This is a genomic window from Solimicrobium silvestre (assembly GCF_002976435.1).
Lineage (GTDB): Bacteria > Pseudomonadota > Gammaproteobacteria > Burkholderiales > Burkholderiaceae_D > Solimicrobium > Solimicrobium silvestre.
On record NZ_PUGF01000015.1, the window covers coordinates 90,191 to 115,565 of the forward strand.

At 45.1% G+C, this 25,375-nt stretch carries 28 protein-coding genes; 19 read left to right on the plus strand and 9 right to left on the minus strand.

The window, feature by feature from the left end; genetic code table 11:
- Positions 1–119: 119 nt before the first annotated feature.
- From S2091_RS15550 to S2091_RS15560, 3 genes are all read right to left on the minus strand, one after another.
- The gene (locus S2091_RS15550; RefSeq protein ID WP_243405452.1) at positions 120–2,459 is read right to left on the minus strand and encodes a TonB-dependent receptor; all 2,340 of its coding nucleotides are present in this window, start codon (positions 2,457–2,459) and stop codon (positions 120–122) included.
- 54 nt (positions 2,460–2,513) lie between these two features.
- On the minus strand, positions 2,514–3,317 hold the full coding sequence (locus S2091_RS15555) for a substrate-binding periplasmic protein (protein WP_243405453.1): 804 nt from the start codon (positions 3,315–3,317) through the stop codon (positions 2,514–2,516).
- A gap of 357 nt (positions 3,318–3,674) precedes the next feature.
- On the minus strand, positions 3,675–4,034 hold the full coding sequence (locus S2091_RS15560; RefSeq protein ID WP_105532864.1) for a YXWGXW repeat-containing protein: 360 nt from the start codon (positions 4,032–4,034) through the stop codon (positions 3,675–3,677).
- Between the two features lie 292 nt (positions 4,035–4,326).
- On the opposite strand from S2091_RS15560, the gene S2091_RS15565 reads away from it, so the two are divergent.
- A complete protein-coding gene (locus S2091_RS15565; protein WP_105532865.1) occupies positions 4,327–4,743 on the plus strand; it encodes an ANTAR domain-containing response regulator in 417 nt (138 codons plus the stop codon).
- Between the two features lie 15 nt (positions 4,744–4,758).
- On the opposite strand, the gene S2091_RS15570 is transcribed toward S2091_RS15565, so the two are convergent.
- Positions 4,759–5,370, minus strand: a complete 612-nt coding sequence (locus S2091_RS15570; RefSeq protein WP_105532866.1) for a Maf-like protein — start codon at positions 5,368–5,370, stop codon at positions 4,759–4,761.
- Positions 5,371–5,443: 73 nt separating this feature from the next.
- On the opposite strand from S2091_RS15570, the gene S2091_RS15575 reads away from it, so the two are divergent.
- From S2091_RS15575 to S2091_RS15655, 17 genes are all read left to right on the plus strand, one after another.
- Positions 5,444–5,941: a YceD family protein gene (locus S2091_RS15575; protein WP_105532867.1), complete on the plus strand. Its 498-nt coding sequence runs from the start codon at positions 5,444–5,446 to the stop codon at positions 5,939–5,941.
- Positions 5,942–6,042: 101 nt separating this feature from the next.
- The gene (rpmF, locus tag S2091_RS15580) at positions 6,043–6,225 is read left to right on the plus strand and encodes a 50S ribosomal protein L32 (RefSeq protein ID WP_105532868.1); all 183 of its coding nucleotides are present in this window, start codon (positions 6,043–6,045) and stop codon (positions 6,223–6,225) included.
- Between the two features lie 271 nt (positions 6,226–6,496).
- Complete coding sequence (plsX, locus tag S2091_RS15585; protein ID WP_105532869.1) at positions 6,497–7,603, plus strand: phosphate acyltransferase PlsX; 1,107 nt, start codon at positions 6,497–6,499, stop codon at positions 7,601–7,603.
- Between the two features lie 21 nt (positions 7,604–7,624).
- Positions 7,625–8,608: a beta-ketoacyl-ACP synthase III gene (locus S2091_RS15590; protein WP_105532870.1), complete on the plus strand. Its 984-nt coding sequence runs from the start codon at positions 7,625–7,627 to the stop codon at positions 8,606–8,608.
- 47 nt (positions 8,609–8,655) lie between these two features.
- Positions 8,656–9,588, plus strand: coding sequence for an ACP S-malonyltransferase (gene fabD / locus S2091_RS15595; RefSeq protein ID WP_105532871.1), 933 nt, complete (start codon positions 8,656–8,658; stop codon positions 9,586–9,588).
- 22 nt (positions 9,589–9,610) lie between these two features.
- Positions 9,611–10,363 (plus strand): 3-oxoacyl-ACP reductase FabG, encoded by a 753-nt coding sequence (fabG, locus tag S2091_RS15600; protein ID WP_105532872.1) that lies wholly within the window; start codon positions 9,611–9,613, stop codon positions 10,361–10,363.
- A 169-nt stretch (positions 10,364–10,532) separates the two neighbouring features.
- Positions 10,533–10,772 carry an acyl carrier protein gene (acpP, locus tag S2091_RS15605; RefSeq protein ID WP_105532873.1) on the plus strand — a complete coding sequence of 80 codons (240 nt, stop codon included), beginning with the start codon at positions 10,533–10,535 and terminating at the stop codon, positions 10,770–10,772.
- Positions 10,773–10,937: 165 nt separating this feature from the next.
- Positions 10,938–12,185 carry a beta-ketoacyl-ACP synthase II gene (fabF, locus tag S2091_RS15610; RefSeq protein ID WP_105532874.1) on the plus strand — a complete coding sequence of 416 codons (1,248 nt, stop codon included), beginning with the start codon at positions 10,938–10,940 and terminating at the stop codon, positions 12,183–12,185.
- 134 nt (positions 12,186–12,319) lie between these two features.
- A complete protein-coding gene (locus S2091_RS15615; RefSeq protein WP_133166926.1) occupies positions 12,320–12,730 on the plus strand; it encodes a hypothetical protein in 411 nt (136 codons plus the stop codon).
- Between the two features lie 184 nt (positions 12,731–12,914).
- Positions 12,915–13,517 carry an RNA polymerase sigma factor RpoE gene (rpoE, locus tag S2091_RS15620; protein ID WP_105532876.1) on the plus strand — a complete coding sequence of 201 codons (603 nt, stop codon included), beginning with the start codon at positions 12,915–12,917 and terminating at the stop codon, positions 13,515–13,517.
- Between the two features lie 34 nt (positions 13,518–13,551).
- A complete protein-coding gene (locus S2091_RS15625; RefSeq protein WP_105532877.1) occupies positions 13,552–14,175 on the plus strand; it encodes a sigma-E factor negative regulatory protein in 624 nt (207 codons plus the stop codon).
- The gene (locus S2091_RS15630) at positions 14,175–15,155 is read left to right on the plus strand and encodes a MucB/RseB C-terminal domain-containing protein (protein WP_105532878.1); all 981 of its coding nucleotides are present in this window, start codon (positions 14,175–14,177) and stop codon (positions 15,153–15,155) included. Before S2091_RS15625 ends, S2091_RS15630 begins: the two co-directional genes overlap by 1 nt.
- An 81-nt stretch (positions 15,156–15,236) precedes the next feature.
- The gene (locus tag S2091_RS15635) at positions 15,237–16,706 is read left to right on the plus strand and encodes a DegQ family serine endoprotease (protein ID WP_105532916.1); all 1,470 of its coding nucleotides are present in this window, start codon (positions 15,237–15,239) and stop codon (positions 16,704–16,706) included.
- A 73-nt stretch (positions 16,707–16,779) separates the two neighbouring features.
- Positions 16,780–17,058 carry a glutaredoxin family protein gene (locus S2091_RS15640; protein WP_105532879.1) on the plus strand — a complete coding sequence of 93 codons (279 nt, stop codon included), beginning with the start codon at positions 16,780–16,782 and terminating at the stop codon, positions 17,056–17,058.
- On the plus strand, positions 17,051–17,668 hold the full coding sequence (rnhB, locus tag S2091_RS15645; protein ID WP_105532880.1) for a ribonuclease HII: 618 nt from the start codon (positions 17,051–17,053) through the stop codon (positions 17,666–17,668). The genes S2091_RS15640 and rnhB overlap by 8 nt, the downstream gene beginning before the upstream one ends.
- Positions 17,665–18,438 carry a TrmH family RNA methyltransferase gene (locus S2091_RS15650; RefSeq protein WP_105532881.1) on the plus strand — a complete coding sequence of 258 codons (774 nt, stop codon included), beginning with the start codon at positions 17,665–17,667 and terminating at the stop codon, positions 18,436–18,438. Before rnhB ends, S2091_RS15650 begins: the two co-directional genes overlap by 4 nt.
- Positions 18,439–18,492: 54 nt before the next feature.
- Positions 18,493–19,005 (plus strand): GAF domain-containing protein, encoded by a 513-nt coding sequence (locus tag S2091_RS15655; RefSeq protein WP_105532882.1) that lies wholly within the window; start codon positions 18,493–18,495, stop codon positions 19,003–19,005.
- 17 nt (positions 19,006–19,022) lie between these two features.
- Here S2091_RS15655 and S2091_RS15660 read toward each other — a convergent pair whose 3' ends face one another.
- The 4 genes from S2091_RS15660 to moaA all read right to left on the minus strand — a co-directional run bounded on the left by S2091_RS15660 (position 19,023) and on the right by moaA (position 22,934).
- Positions 19,023–19,634, minus strand: coding sequence for an OmpW/AlkL family protein (locus S2091_RS15660; protein WP_105532883.1), 612 nt, complete (start codon positions 19,632–19,634; stop codon positions 19,023–19,025).
- 85 nt (positions 19,635–19,719) lie between these two features.
- Positions 19,720–20,973 (minus strand): molybdopterin molybdotransferase MoeA, encoded by a 1,254-nt coding sequence (moeA, locus tag S2091_RS15665; RefSeq protein ID WP_105532884.1) that lies wholly within the window; start codon positions 20,971–20,973, stop codon positions 19,720–19,722.
- A gap of 198 nt (positions 20,974–21,171) precedes the next feature.
- Positions 21,172–21,792, minus strand: coding sequence for a molybdenum cofactor guanylyltransferase MobA (gene mobA, locus S2091_RS15670; protein WP_105532885.1), 621 nt, complete (start codon positions 21,790–21,792; stop codon positions 21,172–21,174).
- A 20-nt stretch (positions 21,793–21,812) separates the two neighbouring features.
- Entirely contained in the window at positions 21,813–22,934 is a 1,122-nt protein-coding gene (moaA, locus tag S2091_RS15675; RefSeq protein WP_105532886.1) for a GTP 3',8-cyclase MoaA, read from the minus strand.
- Between the two features lie 151 nt (positions 22,935–23,085).
- Between moaA and S2091_RS15680 the strand changes: the two genes are divergently transcribed.
- Complete coding sequence (locus tag S2091_RS15680; protein ID WP_105532887.1) at positions 23,086–24,456, plus strand: DNA recombination protein RmuC; 1,371 nt, start codon at positions 23,086–23,088, stop codon at positions 24,454–24,456.
- A 406-nt stretch (positions 24,457–24,862) separates the two neighbouring features.
- On the opposite strand, the gene S2091_RS15685 is transcribed toward S2091_RS15680, so the two are convergent.
- Positions 24,863–25,279 (minus strand): GNAT family N-acetyltransferase, encoded by a 417-nt coding sequence (locus tag S2091_RS15685; protein ID WP_105532888.1) that lies wholly within the window; start codon positions 25,277–25,279, stop codon positions 24,863–24,865.
- Positions 25,280–25,375 lie beyond the last annotated feature (96 nt).

The window sequence follows — 25,375 nt, forward strand, 5'->3', positions numbered from 1 at the left end:
CTGATCCTCTATTTATAAAGGATGAATGCTACACCAAACGCGATGTTCTTGGATATGGCAGGAGACGTGGCAGGGAGGATTACATGATCCGTAAGCGTTGTTAGAGTTCAAGCGGCTCATTACATTTGATATTTTAAATTTATCCCAATTGTGCGTGGGCGATTAATGCCGATACGTCTAGTGTCTGGCAGGTCGGCAGATATTGCGGTTGGCAAGCCAGTTTCACCGATTTTGTTGAAGACATTATCAACAAATAGCGATGCGCCCCAATGGCTTGATTCGGAGATTTTTCGGCTGCCGACCCGTAAATTAACCAGTGAAAATCCTTTGCTTAAATAAAAGGGGCTGGTTCTGTCATACAGAGCGATTGAATTTCCTATGTAGGAATAATCAACCCGGGCAAAACCCGGCATGCCATTTGGCATCAGCAAGCTATATTCGGCCGATGTTGACGCGCTCCAGCGCGGTACATCGAGTAATGGGTCGCCTTTTTGGGCGGGTGTTCCCGGCACATCATTACCCAACTTTGCTTGGGTAAAATTGCCTGCCAGTCGTAAATTTAATTTTTTTATTGGGCGGTAGTTCATTTCTAATTCCGCGCCTTTGCTGGTCGCCGTGCCAAAATTTGCCGTAATGTTGAAGCCGCATTGCAACACAATTTGCTGCTGAACCTGGCTCCAGTCTATGTAATACACCGAAGCATCGACGAGCAAGGAGTTGTCTAGCCAGGCTGATTTTTCTCCTAACTCGTAGTTCCAGAGCGTATCCGGCCCAAATTTAACCAGCGCACTATTACTCAGGTTGAGGGTGGCTACTTCTGCGCCACACACGGCAGCTGGTGCTGGATTATTTGGCCCTCCTGGGCGATAGCCTTTGGATGCGGTAGCAAAGAGCAGTACGTCTTTGTTCATCTGCCATGCAAGATTGAATTTGGGGTTGATACCGGTGTCGGATGACACGCCGGTAACGCTGGAAGCGACATCGCCAACAAACTCACCAGATACTTGTTGCGCATAAGTCTGATTAACCCGAAATCCGCGCAAGCCAACTAGTGCAGTGAGGTCAGGCGAAATACGATAGGAGGTTTCTTCAAACAAGGCTGTTTCGCTGACGGTTGCCTGTCTGGCTCCGGCAAAGATGCTATCGATCTGGGTTCCAAAGGTTGCATTGTAGCCAGGAGGAGTTGGAATAGATGAAGCTAGCGGTGCGTTTACGTGGTGGTAATAAGCGCCGCCAATAATTTGCCACGGGCCTTTAAAGTCCGATGTAAATCGAACTTCTTGCGTAAATTCCTTATTAATATAATCGCCCGTCATGACAGTCGGATAAATGTAGGATTGCTGGGCGGGTGCATAAAAGTAATACAGCACCTTGGACGCGTCCTCGGCAATTTCGACACTGCGATCATAGTAGGAAGTCGAGGATAGCAACTCAAACTGGTCATAGCCTTTGTGTACTGAAATATTCGCCAGGGTTGAAATTTGCGTGCTGGGTTCTGGTACTAAGCGTGTTTGTATTAATGAATTTAAATTTCCGGGAGGAACGTCAATCTGAAAAGGCGCTGCTAAGAATGTATTTTGATGCATGCCGGAAACTGCAATGGTAAGGTCGTCTTCCAGCCTGAATTTTACGATTGCACGGATCCCGGTGGTTTTTTCTGAATTGGCATTTTCTTGAGTCGGCGCTGTCGTTGGCGCGGTAAGATAATTGGTTGGGTTGATGGTGTAGCGATCAATAAAACCGTCTTGCCGCCGGTCAAAGACCGCTATTCTCGCTGCAACCGTATTCTCAACCAAAGGAATATTAACAACGGCGTTGGTCGTGTAATTCCAGCCACCGCCATCGGTTTTGGATATGCTGGTGTCAAGGTTGAACTGGAATGTATCGAAATTCGGCTGTTTGGTGAGATAGCGTACTGTTCCGCCCATGGAGCTTGACCCATACAGAGTGCCTTGTGGGCCGCGCAACACTTCGACCTGATCGATGTCGAAAATCGAGGGATCTATCACCCCGCGTAACGACAATAATGATGCATTGCTGGATGCTGCAATGGGAGTGTCATCCAAGTAATAACCGACGGTTCCTGCTGTTCCTGCCGTGGAGGAAATGCCGCGGATGATGAGAATATTTTGGCCAGGTCCTGATGAAACTACGGTCAGTCCCGGTGTTTGGCGCGCTACATCAGCAACGCTTTCTATGCCCATTTTTTCTAACTCGTGCGAATCTAAAGCGGTCACACTGATCGGCGCATTTTGTAATTGCTCGCTACGTTTTTGTGCGGTAATAATTACTTGGTGCTCGCCATCATCATCGCTTGTAGGGGCAACTGTTTTAGTGGTTGGCGTTGCCGCATTGTTCGCTTCCTGTGCTGCAGCGTTTGGCAAGCTGACTATCTGCATAAGGATAAAGATCAAACTGCTGCGAATATAAAAGGATGCTTGAGTGATTATTTTACGCATAATAATTCTCTGGTCGCTGATAGATGGAATGGGTGATCGGTGACTATTTTGACGTTACTGCTGAAGCAACAACTGAGATTTATGTAATGCTAAAATTTTTTCCAATTGACCAGAATCTGCCAGTTGCTGATAACCCTGATCGAAGCGATCGCGTAACTCTTGGGCCTGTGGCAGATTACGTCTTACGACCAAATAGACAGGAATTATGGAAATTGCTTTACGTTGAAAAGTAATTTTTTTTCGCTCTTCTTGCGAAAAATTATTTTTCAAAAGAAATAGCCCAACATCTTGATCTATGGGGAATAAATGTATTCGACCAATCAGCAACTTTTTAAAATTGGAAATATCACTCGGCGCAGGATCAGTATGTAGTGCGCCTGAGGCGCTTAACGATTCGAACTCGTCAGAGTAGTAATTTCCCATGGTGACGCCTATCGTATATTGCGCTAAATCCGTTAAGGAATTCCATTCAAGGCCTTCGCCACTTCGCTGAAAAAATACGATCCGTAAAAAATAAATCGGCTTGCTTGAGTAGATTAACTTGGCATCCCGCTCCCGGCTGTGTGCCCAACCATAACTGCCTTCATATAAGCCCTGCATCAGTCCGGTAATTGCCCGGTTATTGGGAACGGAGGTAAATACGGCTTCAACTTTGGCTAGCTTGAATGACTCGCGTACGATCTCAGTGAGTACGCCCTCAGTACCATTGCCATGAATTATTAGTGGCGGATATTCCTGCTCGGTTAAGGTGATTTTCAGCCATTGTTGAGCATTTGCGTCCGACACGAATTGAAGCGACACCACGAAAAAAATTAGTAAAAATGCTATCCGGTTAGTTGTTGAATGTCGAGAACTCAAAATACACTCCATTACGCAACAAGAAAGCATATCTATAAATTTGATTGTTGGCAGACCCTAATACCTAGAGGTGATAAAGCCAGTCTAGTTCAGCATGTGTGTATATGCAAAAAATAAATCTGGCAAATTAAACAAGCCTTGGCTTATGTTTTTGTGCTGAAATCGGGTGAAGTAATGCGCGTATAGCGTGCTGCGATCAATGGAAAAATCGCGCAAAACGGATGTGTGCAGATTAATGTGATGCAGTTAATGCCGTGGAAGAGCGGAGGTGTGTGATTGCTCATTGAGCATGATGTGTGACAACAGTTTTTGTTGAATTGGCTAAACTGTTATAAGTTTAGCCAATTCATGTGTCAATTAATGACGCTGCCAATGTCCGCCATCCATGTGCCACGCATTACCTTCTTGGTGCCAGTGATGCGGTACCCATGCATATCCTGGGCGAGGAGCTGCCCAATGTCCTGAATGCCAAACATGGTGTCCGCCTTCCCAGAGCCAAACGCCGGAAATCCAGAAATAGCCTGAAACAGGTGCTACGCCCACAACTTCAACTTGAGGTGCTGGCGGTGCGGTATAAACAATGACTGGCGGTGGTGCAACGTCTGGGTAAACTACTTCAGCGCGGTAGTGATAGGGTGCTGGGGTGACAACGCAACCTGATACCAAGGTGGCTGCTGCAAGAACAATTGCGCTGCAGATTAGAGTGCTATTTTTCATCATATTTTCCAATATTAGAGTAAGACTATGCAATGGGAGGCGAGCCAATAATTATCGCCTTACAACTATTAGCTCTTGAGCGACGGTTTTGGATGACACGGAAATGTAAAGAATTGTAGAGATTTGTTAGTCTGGCGGCATTATATTTAACAAGAAGCAATTAATAAAGTGTTTCCTTGCTGAGGGAAAACTTGCAAATGGCAAATTTCCATCTTATTGTGAAAGTGAGCAATAGTGCTCAGCTTCACAGTAATATGAATGATGAAGTGCCTATAAGCCTGGAGAAAGTCCCATGCTAAAAGTGGTTGTTATCGATGGCAATGCCATCTCACGCGGATTGTTGAATACAATGCTGACCAATGGCGGTCATGAAGTCATTGGCGGCGGCAATGTCAGTTCTTCCAGCATTGCGCGCATGGTTAAATTAAAGCCACAACTAATCTGTATGGATTTAGGGCAGGTTGAAGACGATAAAATGGCCGTTTTGGATAATATTCGTAAGGAATTACCTAAAACCATTGTTTTCCTTGTGTCAAATAGTTTTGATGCGGAAACAATCAAGCAGGGCCAAGAGCATGGGGTCAGAGGTTTCATCGTGAAGCCATTCAACTCTGCAACCGTGCTGACCAGCATTCGTACAGCTGTGCTTACCTTTGTTCGTGAAATAAAGCAGGCTAAAGCGCAGGGCGAGCCGCCCGCTGGCGGCTAGTGATCCGCTGAATGATTAGGTTGGTTTAAAAAAACTGACGCCAGCTTTCCGTAACATGCTGGTGAGAGTAATGAGCGGCAAACCAGTTAGCGCAGTGGGGTCGCTACTGTCGATGCGCTCAAGAATGGCAATTCCCAAACCTTCATTTTTTGCGCTACCTGCGCAGTCATAAGGTTGTTCAATGCGCAGATAGGCATCTAACTCAGCGTCCGATAAATCTCGAAACGTTACACTGGTCTGCACGTTTTCAACTTGAACCAACGGCATTGGCTGGCAATCTTGATATACGCACAAGGCACTATGAAAAATAACTTGCTTGCCACGCATCATTTGCAATTGGGCAAGCGCGTTTTGATGATTGCCGGGTTTGCCGATGTGTAAATTATTTAGCGTAGCTACCTGATCCGAGCCGATGATGATTGCGCCGGGTGCTATTTTGGCAATAGCGCGCGCCTTTTGCTCGGCTAAACGCAGAGCGGTTGCTTGGGGTGTTTCACTGGGAAAAGCAATTTCATCAATATCGGGAATCATCACTTCAAACGGAAGATTCAGGCGTGATAACAATTCTTTGCGGTAAATAGAGCTAGAAGCGAGTATGATGCGGTTTTCGTTGCATAAGACAGTCATTTTTTACGTAAACCTTTGGCGGAAAAGGAAGAATGCTGTTATTATCGCAGGTTTTCTAAGGGTGTAATGCATTATGCTGATCATTGATGCGTTTGCTTTTTGCCGAAATAGCGAACAACAAACAGGGAAATTAAAACTGTCTGAGTTAGCTAGACTACGCGCAGAATGTGTTTCAGACGATGGTGAAGTGGAATGGACGCTAGTAGGGAATACACATACTATCGGTTATCCTAGTCTGCAATTAACCGTTACTGGAACTGTGCAATTAGTGTGTCAACGGTGTTTAACACCTTATGTTTTTCAGATTTCATCAGACGCAAAAATGCTTTTAGCTAAGGATGAGCAGGCTGCGGATGAGTTAGATACTTCTCTGGAAGACGATGGAATTGAAGTAATTGTAGGAAGTAAGGCATTCGATATCATTGCATTGATTGAGGATGAGGCATTATTGGCTATTCCGTTATCGCCAAAGCATGAGGTTTGTCCCTCTAAGGAGAAACTTGATGCATTTGCGACTGCAAAGAAGGTTTCGCCGTTTGCCGCATTGAAGGATCAGTTGTCAAAAAACTGATCATGTTTTAAAAAGTAGTAAGGTTTCTTGGCTGGGACGACGAGTTTGCTGGCCGGATATGTTAAAATTTCAGAACTTAAGTTCGAGTATTAGGAGTTATCATGGCTGTTCAGCAAAACAAAAAGACCCCGTCTAAGCGCGGTATGCATCGTTCACACGACTTTTTAGTCGCACCACAATTGTCTATCGAGCCAACAACTGGTGAAACGCATATGCGTCATCACATCAGCCCAAATGGCTTTTATCGTGGTCGCAAAGTACTGAAAACTAAAAACGACGAGTAATCTACTCGACGAATTTAGTTAAGAGTTGAAAAAAGCACAGCGCTTAATTGTGCTAGGCAACAATGAAGCGGCGTAACCAGTTTTTACTTGGCGCCGCTTTTTTTGTGCCTGATTCGTGTATTTTATTCCTAAACTATTTCTGATTTGAATAGTATTCAATCGGACTGGTGTTTGTCATCGTGCAAAAAAGCATAGTGATGCGTAAGTCCTAAGCAATCTACAATAGGCAACTTAACGTATTCAACCCTGAATTCAGGAGACGATTTAAAAAATGACCATACGTATTTCAATTGATTGCATGGGCGGTGATCATGGCCCAGCTGTTACTGTTGCAGCGGCAGTTTCTTTTGTTAAACGTACAGAAGATGTGCAGATGATTTTGGTGGGGCAAGAGAATATTATTCGATCAGAATTAAAAAAACTAAAATTTGATCATCATTCACGCTTTCCATTCATTTCAATAGTTCACGCAAGTGAAGTGGTAACGATGGAAGATCCTTTGGAAGTGGCTTTGCGCCGCAAAAAAGATTCTTCCATGCGAGTAGCTATTAACCAAATTAAAGATGAGCAGGCTGATGTCTGTGTTTCCGCTGGGAATACCGGCGCGCTAATGGCTATTTCACGTTATGTGTTAAAGACTTTACCTAACGTCGATAGGCCAGCAATTTGCAGCATCTTGCCGAATCAAAAAAATAAACCGACTTATATGCTTGATTTAGGCGCCAATGTAGATTGTGAGCCTAGGCACTTGCAGCAGTTTGCCATTATGGCTGCAGCCTTGTTTTCTGCGGTTGAGGGCACGGCAATGCCGACGGTGGGTTTGCTGAACGTTGGTGAGGAAGATATTAAGGGAAATGATGTCGTTAAAAAAACCGCTCAATTATTGCGTGATGAGCACGCTAAGGGTGTGATTAATTTTTATGGCAATGTGGAAGGTAACGATATTTTCGCTGGAACGACCGATATTGTGGTCTGTGATGGCTTTGTCGGCAATGTTACCCTGAAGGCCGCGGAAGGTTTGGGGCGTTTCGTTAAAACCGTTTTGAATGCCGAATTTAAGCGTAACTTCATCACGATGTTGGGTGCTTTAATTGCGCGAAGTGCATTAAAAGCAGTTGGAAGCAGATTAAATCCATCCAATTATAATGGTGGGAGTTTATTGGGTTTGCGCGGTTTGGTGATTAAGAGTCACGGCGGTGCAGATGCCTATAGTTTTGAATGGGCGATACAACGTGCCTACGACGCAGCCAAAAATGGCGTGTTGGAACATATTGCCTCTGCCATGAACGAGTTGGTAGCGCAGCCAGTGTCAGAATCAGTTGCGGGCGCAATTGACGTATCATCAGAAACCCCGCTAGGCGAAACTGGAACTAGCTAGTTAATAAAGAGCATAAATAGTATGAAGATATTTAGCAAAATTACCGGTACTGGCAGTTATTTGCCGCCTAAGCGAGTTACTAATCACGATTTAACTAAGCAGTTGGCCGAGCAGGGCGTGGAAACGTCCGATGAATGGATATTTACTCGTAGCGGTATTTCCGCTCGCCATTTTGCTGAGTCGGATGTGAGCGCAAGTGATTTGGCGGTGCATGCGGCGCTGCGCGCGATTGAGATGTCTGGTTTAGATAAAAATCAAATTGATTTAATCATTCTGGCGACTTCAACGCCGGATCATTTGGGTGGTTTTCCAAGTACGGCATGCATAGTTCAGAAAAAACTGGGAATTGCCGGTTGCGCTGCCTTTGACGTGCAGGCAGTTTGTAGTGGATTTATCTATGCCGTTTCTGTTGCGGATGCCATGATTAAGGCTGGAAACAATAAAAACGTTCTGGTTATTGGTGCAGAAGTTTTCTCTCGTATCCTTGATTTTAATGATCGCGGTACCTGCGTATTGTTTGGCGATGGCGCAGGCGCGGTGGTAATGTCTGCGTCAAATGAGCCGGGCGTGCTGGCCACTAAATTGCATGCTGATGGAAATTATTCGCATATTTTGTCGGTTCCGGGAAAAGCAGCTGGCGGAGTTGTTGAGGGTAGTGCCTTCGTATATATGGACGGTCCGGCGGTATTTAAGTTGGCTGTTTCTGTGCTTGAAAAAGTCGCCCGCGAAGTATTGGAAATCGCCAATATGACTTCCGCAGATTTGGACTGGTTGGTGCCACATCAGGCAAATATCCGCATTATGCAAAGCACGGCTAAAAAATTACATTTGCCGTTGGATAAAGTGATCGTGACTGTCGATCAGCATGGTAATACCTCCGCTGCGTCAATCCCACTCGCGCTGGATTGTGGCGTGCGTGATGGTCGCATTAAGCCAGGTCAGACGGTGTTAATTGAAGGCGTTGGTGGCGGCTTTACTTGGGGTGCTGCTGTCGTCAAGATGTAATTAATTTTTGATATATTTCATACTTATTTAGTGAGTTATTTTCGTTTATGAATAAATTTGCTTTTGTATTTCCTGGGCAAGGCTCCCAAGCGATTGGCATGTTGAATGGTTTTGCTGATCATCCGATAGTGAAACAAACAGTTGCCGAGGCAGCGGATGTATTGAATTTTGATTTGGCGAAGTTAATTGCTGAAGGTCCTAAGGAAGAATTGGACTTAACCGTTAATACCCAGCCTGTCATGCTCACCGCCGCAGTTGCTTGTTATCGCGCATGGTTAGAAGCTGGGGGCGCTAAACCTGCTTTTGTGGCAGGGCATAGCTTGGGTGAATATTCGGCCTTGGTTGCTGCTGGTGTTTTGGCGTTTAAAGATGCTGTGCCGCTGGTGCGGTTCCGTGCTCAGGCAATGCAAGAAGCGGTGCCATTCGGTGTTGGTGGTATGGCTGCTATTTTGGGTTTGTCTGATGAAGACGTGCGTTTGGTTTGTTTAGAGTCGGCGCAAGGTGAAATTGTTGAGCCGGTTAATTTTAATGCACCTGCTCAGGTGGTTATTGCTGGTCACAAAGCGGCTGTTGAGCGCGCTTGCGAAGCGGCAAAAGCACGTGGCGCCAAGCGCGCTTTGGTGTTGGCTGTTTCGGCACCATTTCATTCCTCTTTGTTGAAGCCAGCGTCTGATAGATTGCGCGAATATTTACAGCAAGTACCATTTGCTGAGCCGCAAATTCAATTGATTAATAATGTGGATGTGACGATCTTGCGGGATGCTGCTGATATTAAAGATGCGTTGGTGCGTCAGGCTGCTAATCCGGTGCGCTGGGTTGAAACTATTCAAAAAATGGCTGAGCAAGAAATTACACATATCGTTGAATGCGGTCCTGGCAAGGTGTTGACCGGCCTGGTAAAGCGTATTAACTCTGATTTAGTGGGTGAGGCTTTATTTGATGATGCTTCATTAAATAAAATTTTGACGCTGAGTCGTTGAACATGCTGGAGATTAAAAAATAATGAAACCAATTTTCGATTTAACCGGACAAGTTGCTTTAGTTACTGGCGCTTCACGTGGAATAGGGCGCGCTATAGCGACTTTATTGGCGGAGCGCGGTGCGACAGTTATCGGTACTGCGACGACCGAAGCAGGAGCTGCAAATATTTCGGCTTATTTGGCTGAGGCTGGTAAGGGGTGTGGCGTAGTTTTGAATGTGTGCGATCCGGTTGCTAGTGTGGCTTTGGTTGAGCAAATTCAAAAGGAAAATAACGGCCTGTCCATTTTGGTGAACAACGCCGGCATTACTCAAGATCAATTGGCTATGCGCATGAAAGATGAGGAATGGGATGATGTAATTACCACCAATCTGACTGCGGTAGCGCGTCTTTCTCGTGCTGTGTTGCGCACGATGATGAAGGCCAAATACGGGCGTATTATTAACATCACTTCGGTGGTAGCTTCGGCAGGTAATCCCGGTCAAATTAACTATGCTGCTGCAAAAGCGGGCGTGGCTGGAATGAGCCGTGCGTTGGCACGTGAAATTGGCAGTCGCAACATTACAGTGAATTGTATCGCGCCAGGCTTTATTGATACAGATATGACTAAGGCCTTAAATGAGCAGCAAAGCGCGACAATTTTGCAGCAAATTCCATTAGGGCGTTTGGGGCAGCCGCAAGAAATTGCTGCTGCAGCATTGTTCCTGGCTTCCTCTGAAGCGGCTTATGTTACTGGTACGACAATGCATGTTAATGGCGGCATGTATTTAAGTTAAAATTAATTTGTTGCAGGTTAGTATTAGTTTAGTGCCAGAACTCTAAAATTAAGCTGAATTTGGCAGAAGTTGCCTGAAGATAATTCGTAATTTGATAAACCCCCTTTTTTTTGCGCATAAGTCTGTTAAAATGCGCGCACTTTCTGTAACACACATCATGGAGACCTAAATGTCAGATATCGAACAACGTGTTAAAAAAATTGTAGCCGAACAACTCGGTGTAGCTGAAGCCGACATCAAAACTGAATCTTCTTTCGTAGATGATTTGGGCGCTGATTCTTTAGACACGGTTGAATTGGTCATGGCTTTGGAAGATGAATTCGAAATGGAAATTCCAGACGAACAAGCTGAAAAAATCACGACTGTACAACAAGCTATCGACTACGCAACTGCTCATTTAAAAGCGTAATTTATACTGTCTTTTCAGTTAAAAGTATTGGGTGATAACACGGTAACGCAGCAGACGGTAAACAGTAGATGTTATATTGCTTGCTGATGTTCCGGTTGTCCCCTTTAAGCGCAATGAGTGCATTAAAATTGCTTTTAATTATTTGACCGACTCCAGGAGAATCGCTTGAGCCGCTCGCAACATCGTCGTGTCGTAGTCACAGGAATGGGCTGCGTATCACCAGTTGGAAATAACTTATCTGACACCTGGAGTGCTGTAACCTCCGGTACATCAGGTATTGCCACCATCACAAAATTTGATCCTTCCCCATTTACCACCCATTTCGGTGGTGAAGTGAAGGGTTTTAATATCGAAGACTACATCCCCGCCAAAGAAGCTCGCCACATGGATACCTTTATCCACTTTGGTTTAGCGGCAGGTATGCAAGCAATGCAAGACAGTGGTTTGGTTGTAACAGAGCAAAATGCTGAGCGTATTGGTGTCATGGTGGGTTCAGGAATCGGTGGTTTGCCGCTGATCGAAGAAACACATACGGAATACACTAATCGTGGCGCACGTAGAATTAGTCCTTTCTTTGTGCCAGCTTCCATCATTAATATGATTTCTGGCCATTTGTCGATTAAATATGGATTAAAAGGCCCGAATTTATCGATCGTGACGGCATGTTCAACTGGCCTGCATTGTATCGGTGCTGCTGCTCGTATGATCGAGTACGGCGACGCCGATGTGATGGTTGCTGGTGGTGCTGAATCGACTATGTCACCATTGGGCTTGGGTGGTTTTGCATCGGCTCGCGCACTTTCGTCACGCAATGATGATCCTGCAACAGCTTCACGTCCATGGGATAAAGACCGTGACGGATTCGTATTAGGTGAAGGTGCCGGCGTGATGGTGCTGGAAGAATATGAACACGCTAAGGCTCGTGGCGCACGGATTTATGCTGAAGTACTTGGTTTTGGTATGAGTGCAGATGCTTATCATATGACAGCCCCGCTGGAAGATGGCGATGGCGCAAAGCGTTGTATGAATGCGGCATTAAAGAGTGCTCAAATTAATCCTGATCAGGTGGATTATATTAATGCGCATGGCACGTCCACTCCGCTAGGCGATTTAGCTGAAACGGTGGGCATTAAGCGTACCTTCGGTGACCATGCTAAAAAATTAGTCGTGAATTCGACTAAATCAATGACTGGGCATTTGTTGGGTGGCGCTGGTGGTTTGGAGTCGGTATTTACCGTGTTAGCGGTGCATCATCAATTATCGCCGCCAACGATTAATATTTTCAATCAAGATCCAGCTTGTGATTTGGATTATTGTGCAAATACTGCCAGAGCAATGCCAATTAATATTGCTGTTAAGAACTCATTTGGGTTTGGCGGAACAAATGGCACGTTGATTTTTGGTAAGATTTAAGTGAACTCTGAAAATAGCGACTTTAATATTTAAGTCGCTATTTTTTTGCCTGATTAATGTCAATCGCGATTTCAGTCTTACTACATCCTTCTAAAATTTTGCGCTTATGCGCAATTTCATTCTCCATCCTGTTGGTGCTGATCGGCATTTACATCGGATGCTTAGATGTTCCTTCAATTTTAATTCGCTCTTTCTTAGCTGTTCTTTGTGGGCTGGCGGCATACCGCATTTTTTTTCAGCATCAAAAAAATGCTAAAAAAATATGGCACATTGCTATCGATGGCAAAGGGCAGTTACGCTGCCTGCCAGTTTCCTCATCGGCTATTACCCCAACAAACCGAGAGTTTTTTGAAAGTAATCCTTTTTATTTGATGAGCGGCACCACTTTATGGGCACGCGTATTATTTTTACGTCTACATTGCCTGGAAGATGATGTAATGATAAATTTAGTGATACTCTCTGACGCTCTAAGTAGGGATGAATTTCGCCGACTATCTGTAGCCTGTAAGTGGATAGTTGCGCATGCTGAATCACCAACTTCATAAAAAAGTAAGATTTCAGCACAACAGCTCCCGTGATAATAGAAGTATTTCCTAGGTGGCCATTTAGTTCAGCAAGATTGAAAACAATGTAGCGGCAGTTCTAAATAATGATTTGGGGAACTAAAAATAGTGCCCAAAGTCTATATTTGTAGCGCGTGCATGTTGCAAAGAAACAGGGGGACGTGTAGTGACAACAGAACGCGATGTAGATCAGGTATTGGTTGAGTGCGTACAGGCAGGAGATAAACGTGCATTTGAATTGCTAGTTGTTAAATATCAACGAAAATTAATGCGTTTAATTTTGTATTTTGTAAAAGATCACGCAGAAGCGGAAGATGTGATGCAAGAAACTTTTATTAAAGCTTATCGCGCTCTTCCTAATTTTCGTGGTGAATCTGCGTTTTATACCTGGTTGTACCGAATTGGGGTTAACTCGGCAAAAAATCATTTGATCTCCCAGCGTCGTCGGGTACCAACCTCAACCGACAGTGATGCACAGGAGGCAGAAACCTTTAAAGATGCAGGCGGATTGCGAGAGTCGAATACGCCAGAGTCAATTTTGGCGTCAAAGCAGTTGGCGGCAACAGTGAATGAAGCAATGAATGCTTTACCAGAAGATTTACGAATTGCAATATCACTGCGCGAAATTGAAGGCTTAAGTTATGATGAAATTGCTGACATGATGGATTGCCCGATTGGAACAGTACGCAGTAGAATTTTTAGAGCACGTGAATCGATCGCAAATAAAATTCGCCCATTACTGGGTACTTCATTGGATAAACGCTGGTAATCAGTTGGCTGCTTGAGTAAGAATAGGATTTGATATGAATACGAATATGCAAAATGAGCAAAATAGGCAATCACAGATTTCAGCCTTGGTTGATGGTGAGCAAGCTGATCATGAATTGAGCGCTATTTTGGCCACATTACGTACCCAAGAGCATAAAGATGACTGGGATATTTACCATAAAATAGGTGATATTTTAAATTCGGAAGAGTTGTCCGTTAGTATCAGCGATGGGTTCTCTGCCCGGATGGCTGCGAGTTTAGCCGCTGAACCAATTTATTTGGGTTTAAAACCGCTTACTCCAAAAACAAAAACATTTTCCCAGGTGAGCACTAAAGTTGCTTATGCAATGGCGGCGATGTTTGCTTTTGCTTTGATTCTGGTGCCACGCTTCGCAGGTCAAGAGGGTGCTGAAACCAGTGCTCCATATTATGCAGGGCAGTTTGCCGCAGTAAATAGTTCATCCATGAATGGTGCTGAGGCTAAAAAAGAATTAGCCGCTTTATCGGCGTCGCACACAACTAGTTATGAATCTAAATCCCACATGCTACGCGATCCACAAATCGATAGCTATTTGGCGGCGCATCAACGCTACTCGAATTCGACATATAGTGCTGTCGAATATGAAACCAGTCCAACAAATCAAGAAGCAGGAAAGTAATGAGGACTCTATTTTTATCGTGCATTCTGTTGGTGACAGGTGTTCCTGCATTCGCTGATGATTCCGTAGAGGCGCAAGCAATTTTGCAAAAAATACAGACGGCGGCGCAAAAAACAAATTTTGCTGGCACCTTCGTTTTTCAGCAGGATAATGAGCTTCTTTCCTCACGTATCACGCATCGTTTTGAAGCTGGTGATGAGCAGGAGAAAATAGAAAAATTAGATGGTCGGCCACGTGAATATATTCGTCATAACGAAGACATTCTTAGCTATCTGCCAGATACTAAAACATTACGACCTGAGACACGCCAGGCCCAAGATATGTTTCCTGCGGTATTGGCTTTTAATGGGGCCAACTTGGGTGAGCATTATTTGTTCAAATTGGCTGAAGTTGCGCGTGTTGCAGGCATCGACTGCCGTATGGTTGTTGTTGAGCCCAAGGATTTATTGCGTTATGGATATCGCTTTTGTGCGGCAATTCCAAGTAATCTCATGTTGCAAGCGCAGACTATCGGTTTAAATAACAAAGTTTTAGAGCAAATTGCTTTTAGTAATCTGACTATTGGCAGTATTGATGAAAATAGCTTAAAAACCAGCTATACAGCTACCAGTGATTGGAAAACAGTGCGCGGCTCTGTTGCCGTCTCAACCGCATCTGGCTGGGCAGTGAAATCATTACCGGCGGGATTTAAAAAAATTCGTGAAGTACGGCGTTTAATTAACCATCATTTTGATGGTTCTTCCATTAAAAAATCAACCGATTTACACGAAGTATTGCAGTTGGTATTTTCTGATGGGTTGGCCACCATTTCTGTATTTATTGAACCGATGAATGGCGATCATCGGGTTGGTGTCACACAAGAAGGAGCGACTCTGATTTCCGGCCATCAGCAGGGCAATTTCTGGCTCACTATTGTTGGCGAAGTGCCATTGGCGACGATTAAATTAATTTCAGATTCAATTGAATACAAATTGAAATGATGTGATAAATATTTTTTTACACTTTTGAAGATAAATATGATTAAAATATCGATCCAACCCCCTCATAACCAACGTCCAACTATGAATAAATTTCTTTCTATCCTGTTAGCCGCAACGGTTACTTTGGTCGTGCCTGTTGCTGGACTTGTTACCGCAACGCCGGCGTTTGCCGCATTGCCATCCTTTGATTTTACTGAGCTGGTAGAAAAAACCAGTCCGGCGGTCGTCAATATACGCACCACAGAAAAAATCTCGGTTAACCAAGATGGGAATGCCGACGAGGAAATGCAAGAATTGTTTAAACGCTTCTTTGGCATTCCAATGCCACAGCAAGGCCCGGGTGGCGCAGCGCCAACACCGCGCAAAAGAGTGCCTGCTAAGCCTGCGCCAGGAGCAACGGAAGAAGAAGTGCCGCGTGGCGTAGGTTCTGGCTTCATCGTCTCTCAAGATGGCTACGTACTCACTAATGCCCATGTCGTGGATGGTGCTGATGAGGTGTACGTTAAGCTGACTGACAAACGTGAATTCAAAGCTAAAGTAATTGGAATTGATAAGCGTACAGACGTGGCCGTGGTCAAAATTGAAGGTACTAAATTGCCATGGCTGGCGATTGGTGATTCAGACAAAATTAAGGCCGGTGAATGGGTGATTGCCATTGGTTCTCCGTTTGATTTGGATAACTCAGTTTCTGCCGGAATTGTGTCTGCTAAGTCGCGTGATACCGGTGATTTTTTAAACCTGATTCAAACCGATGTAGCTGTGAACCCGGGTAACTCAGGCGGGCCATTAATTAATATGCGTGGTGAAGTTGTTGGTATTAATTCGCAAATTTATAGCCGCTCAGGCGGCTTCATGGGCATTTCATTTGCCGTACCGATTGACGAAGCGATGCGTGTGGTTGATCAATTGAGATCGACCGGCAAAGTGAGCCGTAGCCGGATTGGTATCAAATTATCTGAAGTGCCAAAAGATGTTGCTGAGTCGTTTGGTTTAAGCAAAGGGCAGGGCGCTTTTATTAGCATGGTGGAACCAGGTTTGCCAGCTGATAAAGCCGGTATTGTTGCTGGCGATATTGTGTTGGAATTTAATGGTCAGCCGGTGACTAAATGGACCGAGCTGTCGCGCATCGTTGCCAATACTAAACCTGGTACTAAATCAGCAGTGACACTTTGGAGTAAAGGCAAAACACGCACCGTGACCTTGGTGACTGGCGAGATGGAACAAGACAAGCCAACTAAGACAGCTAAAGAAAAAGAAGCCGAAGTTGAATCGAATTTACTGGGTTTGAATGTTATTAATTTAACGGATGATCAAAAGCGTGATTTGAAAGTAACTGCAGGCGTTATTGTTGATAATGTTGACGGTAGCGCAGCGCGAGCAGGTTTGCAGCCGGGCGATTTAATTACTCAGTTAAATAACAACGACATTAAAGATGTTAAACAGTTTAATGCTCTGGTTGCTAAATTAGATCCGAAGAAAGTTGCGGTCGTGTTGGTGCGTCGTGGTGATTCTTCCCAGTTTGTGCCATTGCGTCCTACGCCGGCAAACTAATTTTTATTTAACTTTATTTAACCTTAATAGGCTGCACATCGTGTGCAGCCTTTTGCGTTTTTGATCCATTTTTATGATCCATTTCACTTTATACAGCCGGAGCTATTGCCATCTTTGTGATGACATGCGCGCCGCATTGGAAAAGCAGTTGATTGATATACCTTATCAACTCACGATATTGGATGTAGACCAAGACCCGGATCTGCTTGCCTTGTATGATGAATTGGTGCCGGTTTTGTGCGCGCGACTGTCATCCGATGTAACTGTTTCAGGCGCGGGTCAACAACTGTGCCATTATTTTTTAGATGGTGAAAAAGTGAACGCATTAATTGAAAGTACCCGTAATGAGTAACTATGAATTGCCGTTAAGTGAAGTTGAGTTTGATTTTGAAAATCAACTCATATGCGGCGTAGATGAAGCCGGTCGCGGCCCGTTGGCAGGTGCGGTGTTTGCAGCGGCTGTAATTCTTGATCCGGCGCATCCGATTGCAGGTTTACGTGACTCAAAAAAACTCAGTGAAGCGAAGCGTGATCAGTTAGCGATTGAAATTAAAAAACACGCGCTATCCTGGTGTATTGCCCAGGCATCTGAGCAGGAAATAGATCAGATTAATATTTTGCAGGCGACTATGTTAGCCATGCAGCGCGCCGTGCAGGGTTTATCGATTACCCCCAGCCTAGCTTTAATCGATGGTAATCGTAGCCCAATATTGTCGATGGCTTCTCAGGCAATCATTAAAGGCGACGATAAAGTGGAAGCGATTTCTGCCGCGTCTATCTTAGCTAAAACGGCGCGCGATGCGTCGCTGATGGAATTACATGCGACCTACCCGCAATACGCATTTGATAAACATAAAGGCTATCCAACCGCCTTGCATTTGGCACTTCTGAAAGAGCATGGCGTGTCGCCCGTGCATCGTGTCAGCTATGCGCCAGTTCGAGCACTGTTACCTAAAGTATGAAACTAATTACTTCGCGCGAAAACGCGCTTTATAAAGAATTAAAACATTTGGCAACCAGCTCGCAAGCTCGCCGTAAGGCGAACTGCACTTTGCTGGATGGTGTGCACTTGTGCCAATCTTATCTTGAGCAAATTGGTCAGCCGCAATGGTGCGTGGTGAGCGAGGCTTCACAACATCATCCGGAAATTGCGGCATTGCTGGTACAAACCGAACATCAACTGATTTTAGCGGATGCTTTGTACCATGCGCTGAGCCAGGTTGAGCACGGCGTCGGCATATTTTTTGTGGCGCAAACACCGAGCCTGGTATTGCCTGAACAAATTACCCAAACGGCGGTGGCGCTGGATAACTTGCAAGATCCTGGTAATTTAGGTTCTTTGTTGCGTAGTGCTGCGGCGGCGGGAATTCGCCATGTTTTTTGCAGTACCGGGACAGTTTCAGCGTGGTCTCCTAAAGTGATGCGAGCTGGCATGGGCGCGCATTTTTTACTTGAAATTCACGAAAATGTGGATTTGCTGAGCCTGCTGAAAAACACCACGATTCCGGTATTGGCGACCAGTTCTTATGCCACCCAAACGGTGTATGACTGTGATTTAAAGCAACCGCTGGTTTGGTTGTTTGGCCATGAAGGGCAGGGTTTGTCGGATGAGTTGATGGCATACGCTACTGAGCAGGTAACTATCCCACATCAGGGACAAATAGAATCTTTAAATGTGGCAGCTTGCGCCGCGATTTGTTTTTTTGAACAAGTCCGTCAAAATTTGAAGTAACATTTTTTTGTAAGACTGTTTTTATTAACGCACAAATTAACTCATCCTCACATTATGTTTATATCCCCTGCAGCTGCACTGAAGCCAGACTATTCAATCCTTGCACGCCAAGTTACCAGTCTGCTCGATGGTGAGCGCGACTTGACTGCTAACGCAGCGCAGTTTTCTGCGTTGATTTATGAGGCGATTGCCGATTTGAACTGGGCTGGTTTTTATTGGGTAAGGCCGGCAAAAAATGCTGGGAATGATAGTCAACGCAAAGATTTATTAGTCGGCCCATTCCAAGGTAAAGTGGCTTGCGCACGGATCGCATTTGGTCGTGGCGTGTGTGGTACTGCGGCGTTGGAACGTCGCACTATATTGGTGGCAGACGTACATGCTTTTCCTGGACATATCGCCTGCGATTCAGCTTCGAATGCAGAGATTGTGATTCCGGTGATAAAAGACGGGCAGTTATTCGGCGTTTTTGATATCGATAGCCCGAGTACTAGTCGGTTTAGCGAAGAGGATCAGAAGGGCTTGGAAGAATTGGTTGCTGCGTTTATAGCCGCAACCGATTTTCATTAAAGCAGGCTTAATCAGGTTTAGAAGCGATAACCGACACCAACGCCGATTAGCCAAGGATCGATTTTGATATTGCTGATCTGCGATCCACCCAGATAAACATCGCTACGCATTTGCACATACTTTACGTCCATGTTGAGCGACCAGTTTTTATCGAGCTTGTAATCGATACCAGCTTGCAAAGCCAGGCCGAAACTATGGTTATCTAGAGAAATTGCGCCGTTGGCCAGTTCAACGCTAGAGAAATTGGTGTAGTTAATACCTGCACCTAAATAAGGGCTGAATTGCGATTCTGGTGTGAAGTGATATTGCACGGTGAGAGTAGGCGGTAATTCTTTTACGGTACCGATTTGAGCGCCAGACAAATATACATCGTGTTTTTGTGGGTAGGTCAATACTAATTCGGTCGCCCAATTCGGCGTGAAGAAATACGAAATATCAAACTCAGGAATAACTTTGTTTGATACCGTAATTTGATTGGATGCGCCAACACCGGCGATTGGATCAGATTTGTTTGCGGTATCAACATCAACGATCCGTGCTCGTACCAACCAAGGGCTTTCTTGCGCCATGACGCTTGCAGAGTTAAATCCAATGACTGCCAAAGCGATTACTAAGCTTATTTTTTTCATGCTATTTTCTCCAACGATTAAACATGGCTTATCTTATCGTTGTGCAGCACGTGCATCGTTGATTCAAATCAAATTTGTGCCTGTGTTAAATCAAGCCTTCAAACAAGACTAATTTAACCGTGTCACCAGCTTGTATATCTGCCTGTGTTTCGTTTAAAACCACCATGCAATTTGCCTGTGACATGGAGCTGAGAATTCCTGATCCTTGTTTTTCAGTGATGCTGACTTCTAATTGTCCTTGTGGATTTACTTTACATATGCCACGTTGAAATTCGGTTCTGCCCATTTTTTTGGAAATAGGCTGCGATGCAATGGCATTGATTTGCGGTATGTTGGAAATCGGTGCGCCTGAGAGTTTTTGCAAAGCCGGGCGAACAAAAAAATAAAAGCTGACCATCACCGCAACCGGGTTGCCGGGTAAACCGAATAAATACGTGTCCTTGAGTTTTCCGGCGATTTTTCCGAACGCGAATGGCCGGCCGGGGCGCATATTAATAGCCCAAAACGTGATTTCACCTAACGTTTGCATAACCTGTTTTGTGTAGTCCGCCGCGCCACTGGCAACGCCGCCGGAGGTAATGATTGCATCAACTTGTGGGGCAATGTTCAGTAAGGCAGATTCAAGCTCGGCAGGGTTGTCTGCTAACACGCCTAAGTCAATCACTTCGGCACCGAAGCGCGTTAACATCGCATGCAACGTGACGCGATTGCTGTCGTAGACGCTGCTGCCATCCAGCGCCTGGTCAATTGAGCGCAATTCGTCGCCGGTAGAAAAAATCGCCACGCGTAAGCGCCGTTGCACGCTTACTTCAGCAATGCCAAGTGAAGCTAATAAACCCAACTGCGCGGGGCCTAAGCGGCATCCTTTGGTGATGGCGATTTCGCCCATTCTTAAATCTTCACCGCAATTTCTTTTATGCTCACCGGCGCGCACCACGATGTTGCGCATATCCAGCGTATTTGCATCGATCAACACAGCTAATTCTTGCGGTATAACCGTGTCGCAGCGCTCTGGTATTTTGGCTCCAGTGGTAATCCGTATTGCTTGTCCGACTTGTAAAGAAGCTTGATATGGATGACCAGCCAAGGCAGATCCAACTAAGTTTAGCTGCGTGTTTAATGCTAAATCCTGCGCACAAAAAGCATAGCCATCCATGGCGGAATTATCAAATGCGGGCACATTCATCGGCGCAATGATGTCGCTGCTGGCGATGCGATCTAAGGCGCTGCGTAAGCTAATTTGCTGGGCATCTGCAATGGGCTGCATGGCCGCTTGTATTTGCTGCTGAGCTTGGCTAACTGACAGATTGACGGTGCTTGGCTGGCTGGTTTTGGACATGGATTTTATATTTCAGAATACGGTAGTATTACTTTTGTATTTATAGCCTATAAGCTTTTAATCATATTGGGCATTATATATTATTGAAAAATAACTTTTTTATCGATGGTAAAGCCATTGAATACATTAAAAAATCAAAAAAACACGGCGGTATATGAATTGCCGTAAAAATCAGATTTTTTGCGGATTAAGACGCAACTATGCCTTTTTAAAATTTGAGCATGCCAGCAATTCTTCCCGTGTATTTATATTCCTAAACTCCGCCTCATCCTCAAAATAGACTCTGGCAACAGTTAACTCCGTATACCAGCCATCCATTTTTCTTCCGCCGCCAGCCAAGTAGTGTTGCAGTTGTTCCAGACACGACGCTTTAAGGAGACAAAATACCGGTTGCGCTTGTAGGTGAGCCAGCTCACCTGTGCAGGCAATGGCGATGTCGGCCTGTTGATGCTGGAGCTTGTTCATTAAACGTTGCGCTAAATTCGTGGGCAAAAATGGCGAGTCGCAAGGTACGGTGAGCAAATAAGGCGTTTGGCAGTATGTTAAGCCGCTTTCCAAGCCAGCTAACGGACCGGCAAAATCGGGCGAAATATCGGGCCAAACCGGATAGCCGAATTTGGCATATTCATCTAGATTCCGATTGGCGCTGATGGCAATGGAGGTGACTTGTGGGGCTAGTCGGGTAATTACGTGAGCGATTAATCTTTCGCCATCTAATTCTTGCAAACCTTTATCGCAATTTTGCATGCGGGTAGCGCGTCCACCCGCTAAAATCAGACCGGTAGTTGCACTTAAAATCGAATCAATAGTCGAGTTCATGGTCGCTTTTATCTGCTCCGTTAGCCGCCAATATAAGACATTTCCACTTTGCTTACCTTGATCTCCGGGCTGGTTTGCTGGCTGCGCAATTCAGAATAACGGTCGCCGCGCATGTGCCAAACGTGCGCCAGTGCGTTAGATATGTGCGCATCATCGGAGTTGTCGCGTAATAAGTTACGTACATCATGTCCGTGACTGGCAAACAAGCAGGTATATAGTTTGCCTTCGGTAGAAAGTCGCAGGCGAGTGCAGTCGTGGCAAAAAGCTTGCGTTACGCTGGAAATGACGCCAATTTCACCGCTACCATCAGCATATGTCCAGCGTTGCGCAGTTTCGCCGCTGTAGTTTGATTGCAGCGGAATTAGCTGCATGTCAGGCGCTGCATTGCTGATTTGATTGATGACGGTTTGCGAAGCAATAACCTCACCCATCTTCCAGCCGTTACTTGATCCCACATCCATATATTCAATGAAGCGCAAGATGAATGGCGAGCCTTTAAAATGGCGCGCCATAGGCAGAATTTGTCCTTCATTGACTCCGGCTTTCACTACCATATTGATCTTGATCGGGCCTAAACCTACCTGTTGCGCGACGTCTAAACCATGCAAAACTTCTGTGACAGAAAAATCAGCGTCATTCATGCGTTTAAATATCGTGTCATCCAACGCGTCTAATGAGACGGTGACGCGATCTAAACCGGCATCTTTAAGTAGTTGCGCTTTCTTGGCTAATAACGCGCCGTTGGTCGTGAGTGTTAAGTCCAGAGGAACGCCGCTGGGTGTTTCTATTCGGCGCAACATGGCAACCAGTTTTTCTAGATTTTTTCGCAATAATGGCTCGCCGCCAGTTAAACGAATTTTAGTTACGCCGTGCGCGACCAGTAAATTGGCAAGGCGGGTAATTTCTTCAAACGTTAGCAGGGCGCTATGCGGTAAATACGGATAATTTTGATCGAAAACTTCACGCGGCATGCAATACACGCAACGAAAATTACAGCGATCGGTGACGGAAATACGCAGATCGCGCAATGGTCGTTGCAGAGTGTCAAGCAACAGGCCGTTCGCAACTGTATGGGCACCTGAATAGGGAGGCTGTAAGTTGTTATTAAGTTGCGCAATAATGGGAATAATTCGGTCAGACATGCAGATTTAATGGATGGGTGATAGTGCAGAGTAAGATTCTAGTAGTAGACCACAAAATCAACTATTCTGCTGATGATGTTGTAATTAAAAATCTAGCCTGAGATGCTATTATGCCGCATTAAAACAGTCAATAAACAGAGGAAATAAGACTATGGAAGCAAGTGTGTTTTTAATCGTGGGATTGGGTTTGGGTGCACTGTTTGCATGGATTGTGGTGAATTTAAAAACACGTAATCAAGTAGCAGAAATGCGCCAGCAAGGTGAAACAGAAATAGCGATACTAAAAGAGCGGTTGGCTGGGCAATCTGCCGTCGTTGCACAGGCTCAGCAACGAGCCATTGATACGCAAGTAAAACACAGCGAGCAGCAACAGCAACTAGCCGGGCAGCAGGCCAGAATAGCGGAATTAACTACTCGACTGGAAGCCGAGCGTTTGCAAACGTCTGAAAAACTCGCTTTGCTGGAAGCCGCGCGTAGTGAATTTGGACAGCAGTTTCAATTACTGGCAAATCAGATTTTAGAAGAGAAGTCACAAAAATTTACTGAGCAAAATAAAATTAATTTAGGCGGGATCCTGCTGCCGTTGCAAGAAAAAATTAACCAGTTTCAAACGCAGGTGGCAGATACGTACGATAAAGATTCTAAAGAACGCTTAACGCTTAAAAATGAAATTGAACGTTTGGCGACTTTAAATGGAAAAATCAGCGAAGACGCAATCAACCTCACGCAAGCACTGAAAGGCAATAATAAAACGCAAGGTATTTGGGGGGAAATGGTATTGGAAACAGTACTGGAATCTTCCGGTTTGCGACGCGGTGAAGAATATCAGGTGCAAAACAGTTTTGAGCGTGACGAGGGCGGCTTGCATCGACCCGATGTGATTATTCATTTGCCCGAAGGTCGGCACATGATTGTGGACGCTAAAATGTCATTGGTAGCGTATGAGCGATACGTTAGTGCTGCAAATGATGACGAACGGGCGGAGAGTTTAAAGCTGCATCTGGTTTCGGTGCGTGCCCACATAAAAGGTTTATCAGAAAAAAATTATCAGACATTAACCGGCTTAAAAGCACCCGATTTTGTGATGTTGTTTATCGCCGTTGAGCCTGCATTTATGCTGGCCTTTAGCCATGACCAGAGTTTGTTTAATGATGCGTTAGCGAAAAACGTTTTATTGGTCAGCCCAAGTACCTTGTTAGCGAATTTACGGACGATTGCCTATATCTGGCGGCAAGAACAGCAAAACCGCAATGCGCAAGAAATAGCGCAGCAATGCGCTAAGTTGTACGATAAATTTGTGGGTTTTGTGGAAGACTTGGAAGACATCGGCAAAAAACTTGGGCAAACGCAAAAGTCGTTTGATGATGCCAAATCTAAATTATCTAGCGGACGTGGTAATTTAATTCGACAGGCTGAGCAGGTTAAAAAATTAGGCGTTAAACCGACTAAAAACTTGCCAGTGCAATTGTTGGATGAAGGCGATGTGGATGATGATAATGAGGCAGTAGCGCAGATTTCCTAAGTGCAAATTTCTTAATGTGCAGTAGTTGCAACTTGATCTGACAGTCGCCCGGTTTGAAGTGCGGAATTGTCAGATCAAATTCAGTTGTTCAGTTTGGTGATTTCCCAGCGGCAGCACCGGCTTACTTTGCACGAAGTGCGATTGAGTGAATCGATCAACAGCACCAATGCGACTTCATGCAGACGCTTGAAACACTCACGCACGCATTTTCTGAGACAGGCCACGCGCCTGATGAAGCGAGAACGACACCTTAAGCATCCTCTGGCACATCGTTGAGCAGCAGGCCACCTTTGGCTTCGCTTGATGGTTTCACTGCGATGGCCGTATTTGCCTAGTTGGCAGGCATGTTCGCTGCATGGCAGCGGAAGATTGATTGAAGTGGTTCAGCGCTTTGGGTAAAACTTGTTTAAATCTTTATCGCCATGCCGATCGACTTTGGTGCGGTCGGTGCGAAACCAAATTGCGCATAGAGATCTCGTGCTTTACCGTCTGCTATTAAGCTGACATAGGCACTTTTCGGTGCGTGAGCCTCCAGATATACCATGATTTCATGCATGATCTGTTTACCTAAACCTTTGCCCTGATGTTCCGGTAGTACCGCAATATCTACGACCTGGTAGAAGCAGCCACCATCTCCGATGACACGCCCCATACCGATTGGCTCACCCTGAAATAATAATTGGACGGCGAACAGCGTTCCCTTCAATCCCTTGCGTGCCGCTTCTTCTGTTTTGGCACTCAGTCCGGCCGCAGATCTGAGGTGACAATAGGTTGCTACGGAAGGTGTTAAACGTTCTGCTGTATATGCTTCTGTGTTGTTCATTTATAGTATTTTGTTTGGATGTTTTTAATAAAAAACCGGCTCATCAATGATGAGCCGGTTTTTTTACTTCTATTCAAACTACAACTGCACTAAGTT

Bases quoted from the DNA above. Each gene is read 5' to 3' on its own strand.
- S2091_RS15570 (WP_105532866.1), bottom strand. From the start codon at position 5,370: ATGACTGTCTTATGCAACGAAAACCGCATCATACTCGCTTCTAGCTCT.
- S2091_RS15550 (WP_243405452.1), bottom strand. From the start codon at position 2,459: ATGCGTAAAATAATCACTCAAGCATCCTTTTATATTCGCAGCAGTTTG.
- rpmF (WP_105532868.1), top strand. From the start codon at position 6,043: ATGGCTGTTCAGCAAAACAAAAAGACCCCGTCTAAGCGCGGTATGCAT.
- S2091_RS15590 (WP_105532870.1), top strand. From the start codon at position 7,625: ATGAAGATATTTAGCAAAATTACCGGTACTGGCAGTTATTTGCCGCCT.
- acpP (WP_105532873.1), top strand. From the start codon at position 10,533: ATGTCAGATATCGAACAACGTGTTAAAAAAATTGTAGCCGAACAACTC.
- S2091_RS15685 (WP_105532888.1), bottom strand. From the start codon at position 25,279: ATGAACAACACAGAAGCATATACAGCAGAACGTTTAACACCTTCCGTA.
- S2091_RS15560 (WP_105532864.1), bottom strand. From the start codon at position 4,034: ATGAAAAATAGCACTCTAATCTGCAGCGCAATTGTTCTTGCAGCAGCC.
- fabD (WP_105532871.1), top strand. From the start codon at position 8,656: ATGAATAAATTTGCTTTTGTATTTCCTGGGCAAGGCTCCCAAGCGATT.
- S2091_RS15630 (WP_105532878.1), top strand. From the start codon at position 14,175: ATGAGGACTCTATTTTTATCGTGCATTCTGTTGGTGACAGGTGTTCCT.
- S2091_RS15660 (WP_105532883.1), bottom strand. From the start codon at position 19,634: ATGAAAAAAATAAGCTTAGTAATCGCTTTGGCAGTCATTGGATTTAAC.
- moeA (WP_105532884.1), bottom strand. From the start codon at position 20,973: ATGTCCAAAACCAGCCAGCCAAGCACCGTCAATCTGTCAGTTAGCCAA.
- plsX (WP_105532869.1), top strand. From the start codon at position 6,497: ATGACCATACGTATTTCAATTGATTGCATGGGCGGTGATCATGGCCCA.
- S2091_RS15565 (WP_105532865.1), top strand. From the start codon at position 4,327: ATGCTAAAAGTGGTTGTTATCGATGGCAATGCCATCTCACGCGGATTG.
- S2091_RS15655 (WP_105532882.1), top strand. From the start codon at position 18,493: ATGTTTATATCCCCTGCAGCTGCACTGAAGCCAGACTATTCAATCCTT.
- fabG (WP_105532872.1), top strand. From the start codon at position 9,611: ATGAAACCAATTTTCGATTTAACCGGACAAGTTGCTTTAGTTACTGGC.
- S2091_RS15575 (WP_105532867.1), top strand. From the start codon at position 5,444: ATGCTGATCATTGATGCGTTTGCTTTTTGCCGAAATAGCGAACAACAA.
- moaA (WP_105532886.1), bottom strand. From the start codon at position 22,934: ATGTCTGACCGAATTATTCCCATTATTGCGCAACTTAATAACAACTTA.
- rnhB (WP_105532880.1), top strand. From the start codon at position 17,051: ATGAGTAACTATGAATTGCCGTTAAGTGAAGTTGAGTTTGATTTTGAA.
- S2091_RS15650 (WP_105532881.1), top strand. From the start codon at position 17,665: ATGAAACTAATTACTTCGCGCGAAAACGCGCTTTATAAAGAATTAAAA.
- S2091_RS15640 (WP_105532879.1), top strand. From the start codon at position 16,780: ATGATCCATTTCACTTTATACAGCCGGAGCTATTGCCATCTTTGTGAT.
- S2091_RS15680 (WP_105532887.1), top strand. From the start codon at position 23,086: ATGGAAGCAAGTGTGTTTTTAATCGTGGGATTGGGTTTGGGTGCACTG.
- S2091_RS15625 (WP_105532877.1), top strand. From the start codon at position 13,552: ATGAATACGAATATGCAAAATGAGCAAAATAGGCAATCACAGATTTCA.
- S2091_RS15635 (WP_105532916.1), top strand. From the start codon at position 15,237: ATGAATAAATTTCTTTCTATCCTGTTAGCCGCAACGGTTACTTTGGTC.
- mobA (WP_105532885.1), bottom strand. From the start codon at position 21,792: ATGAACTCGACTATTGATTCGATTTTAAGTGCAACTACCGGTCTGATT.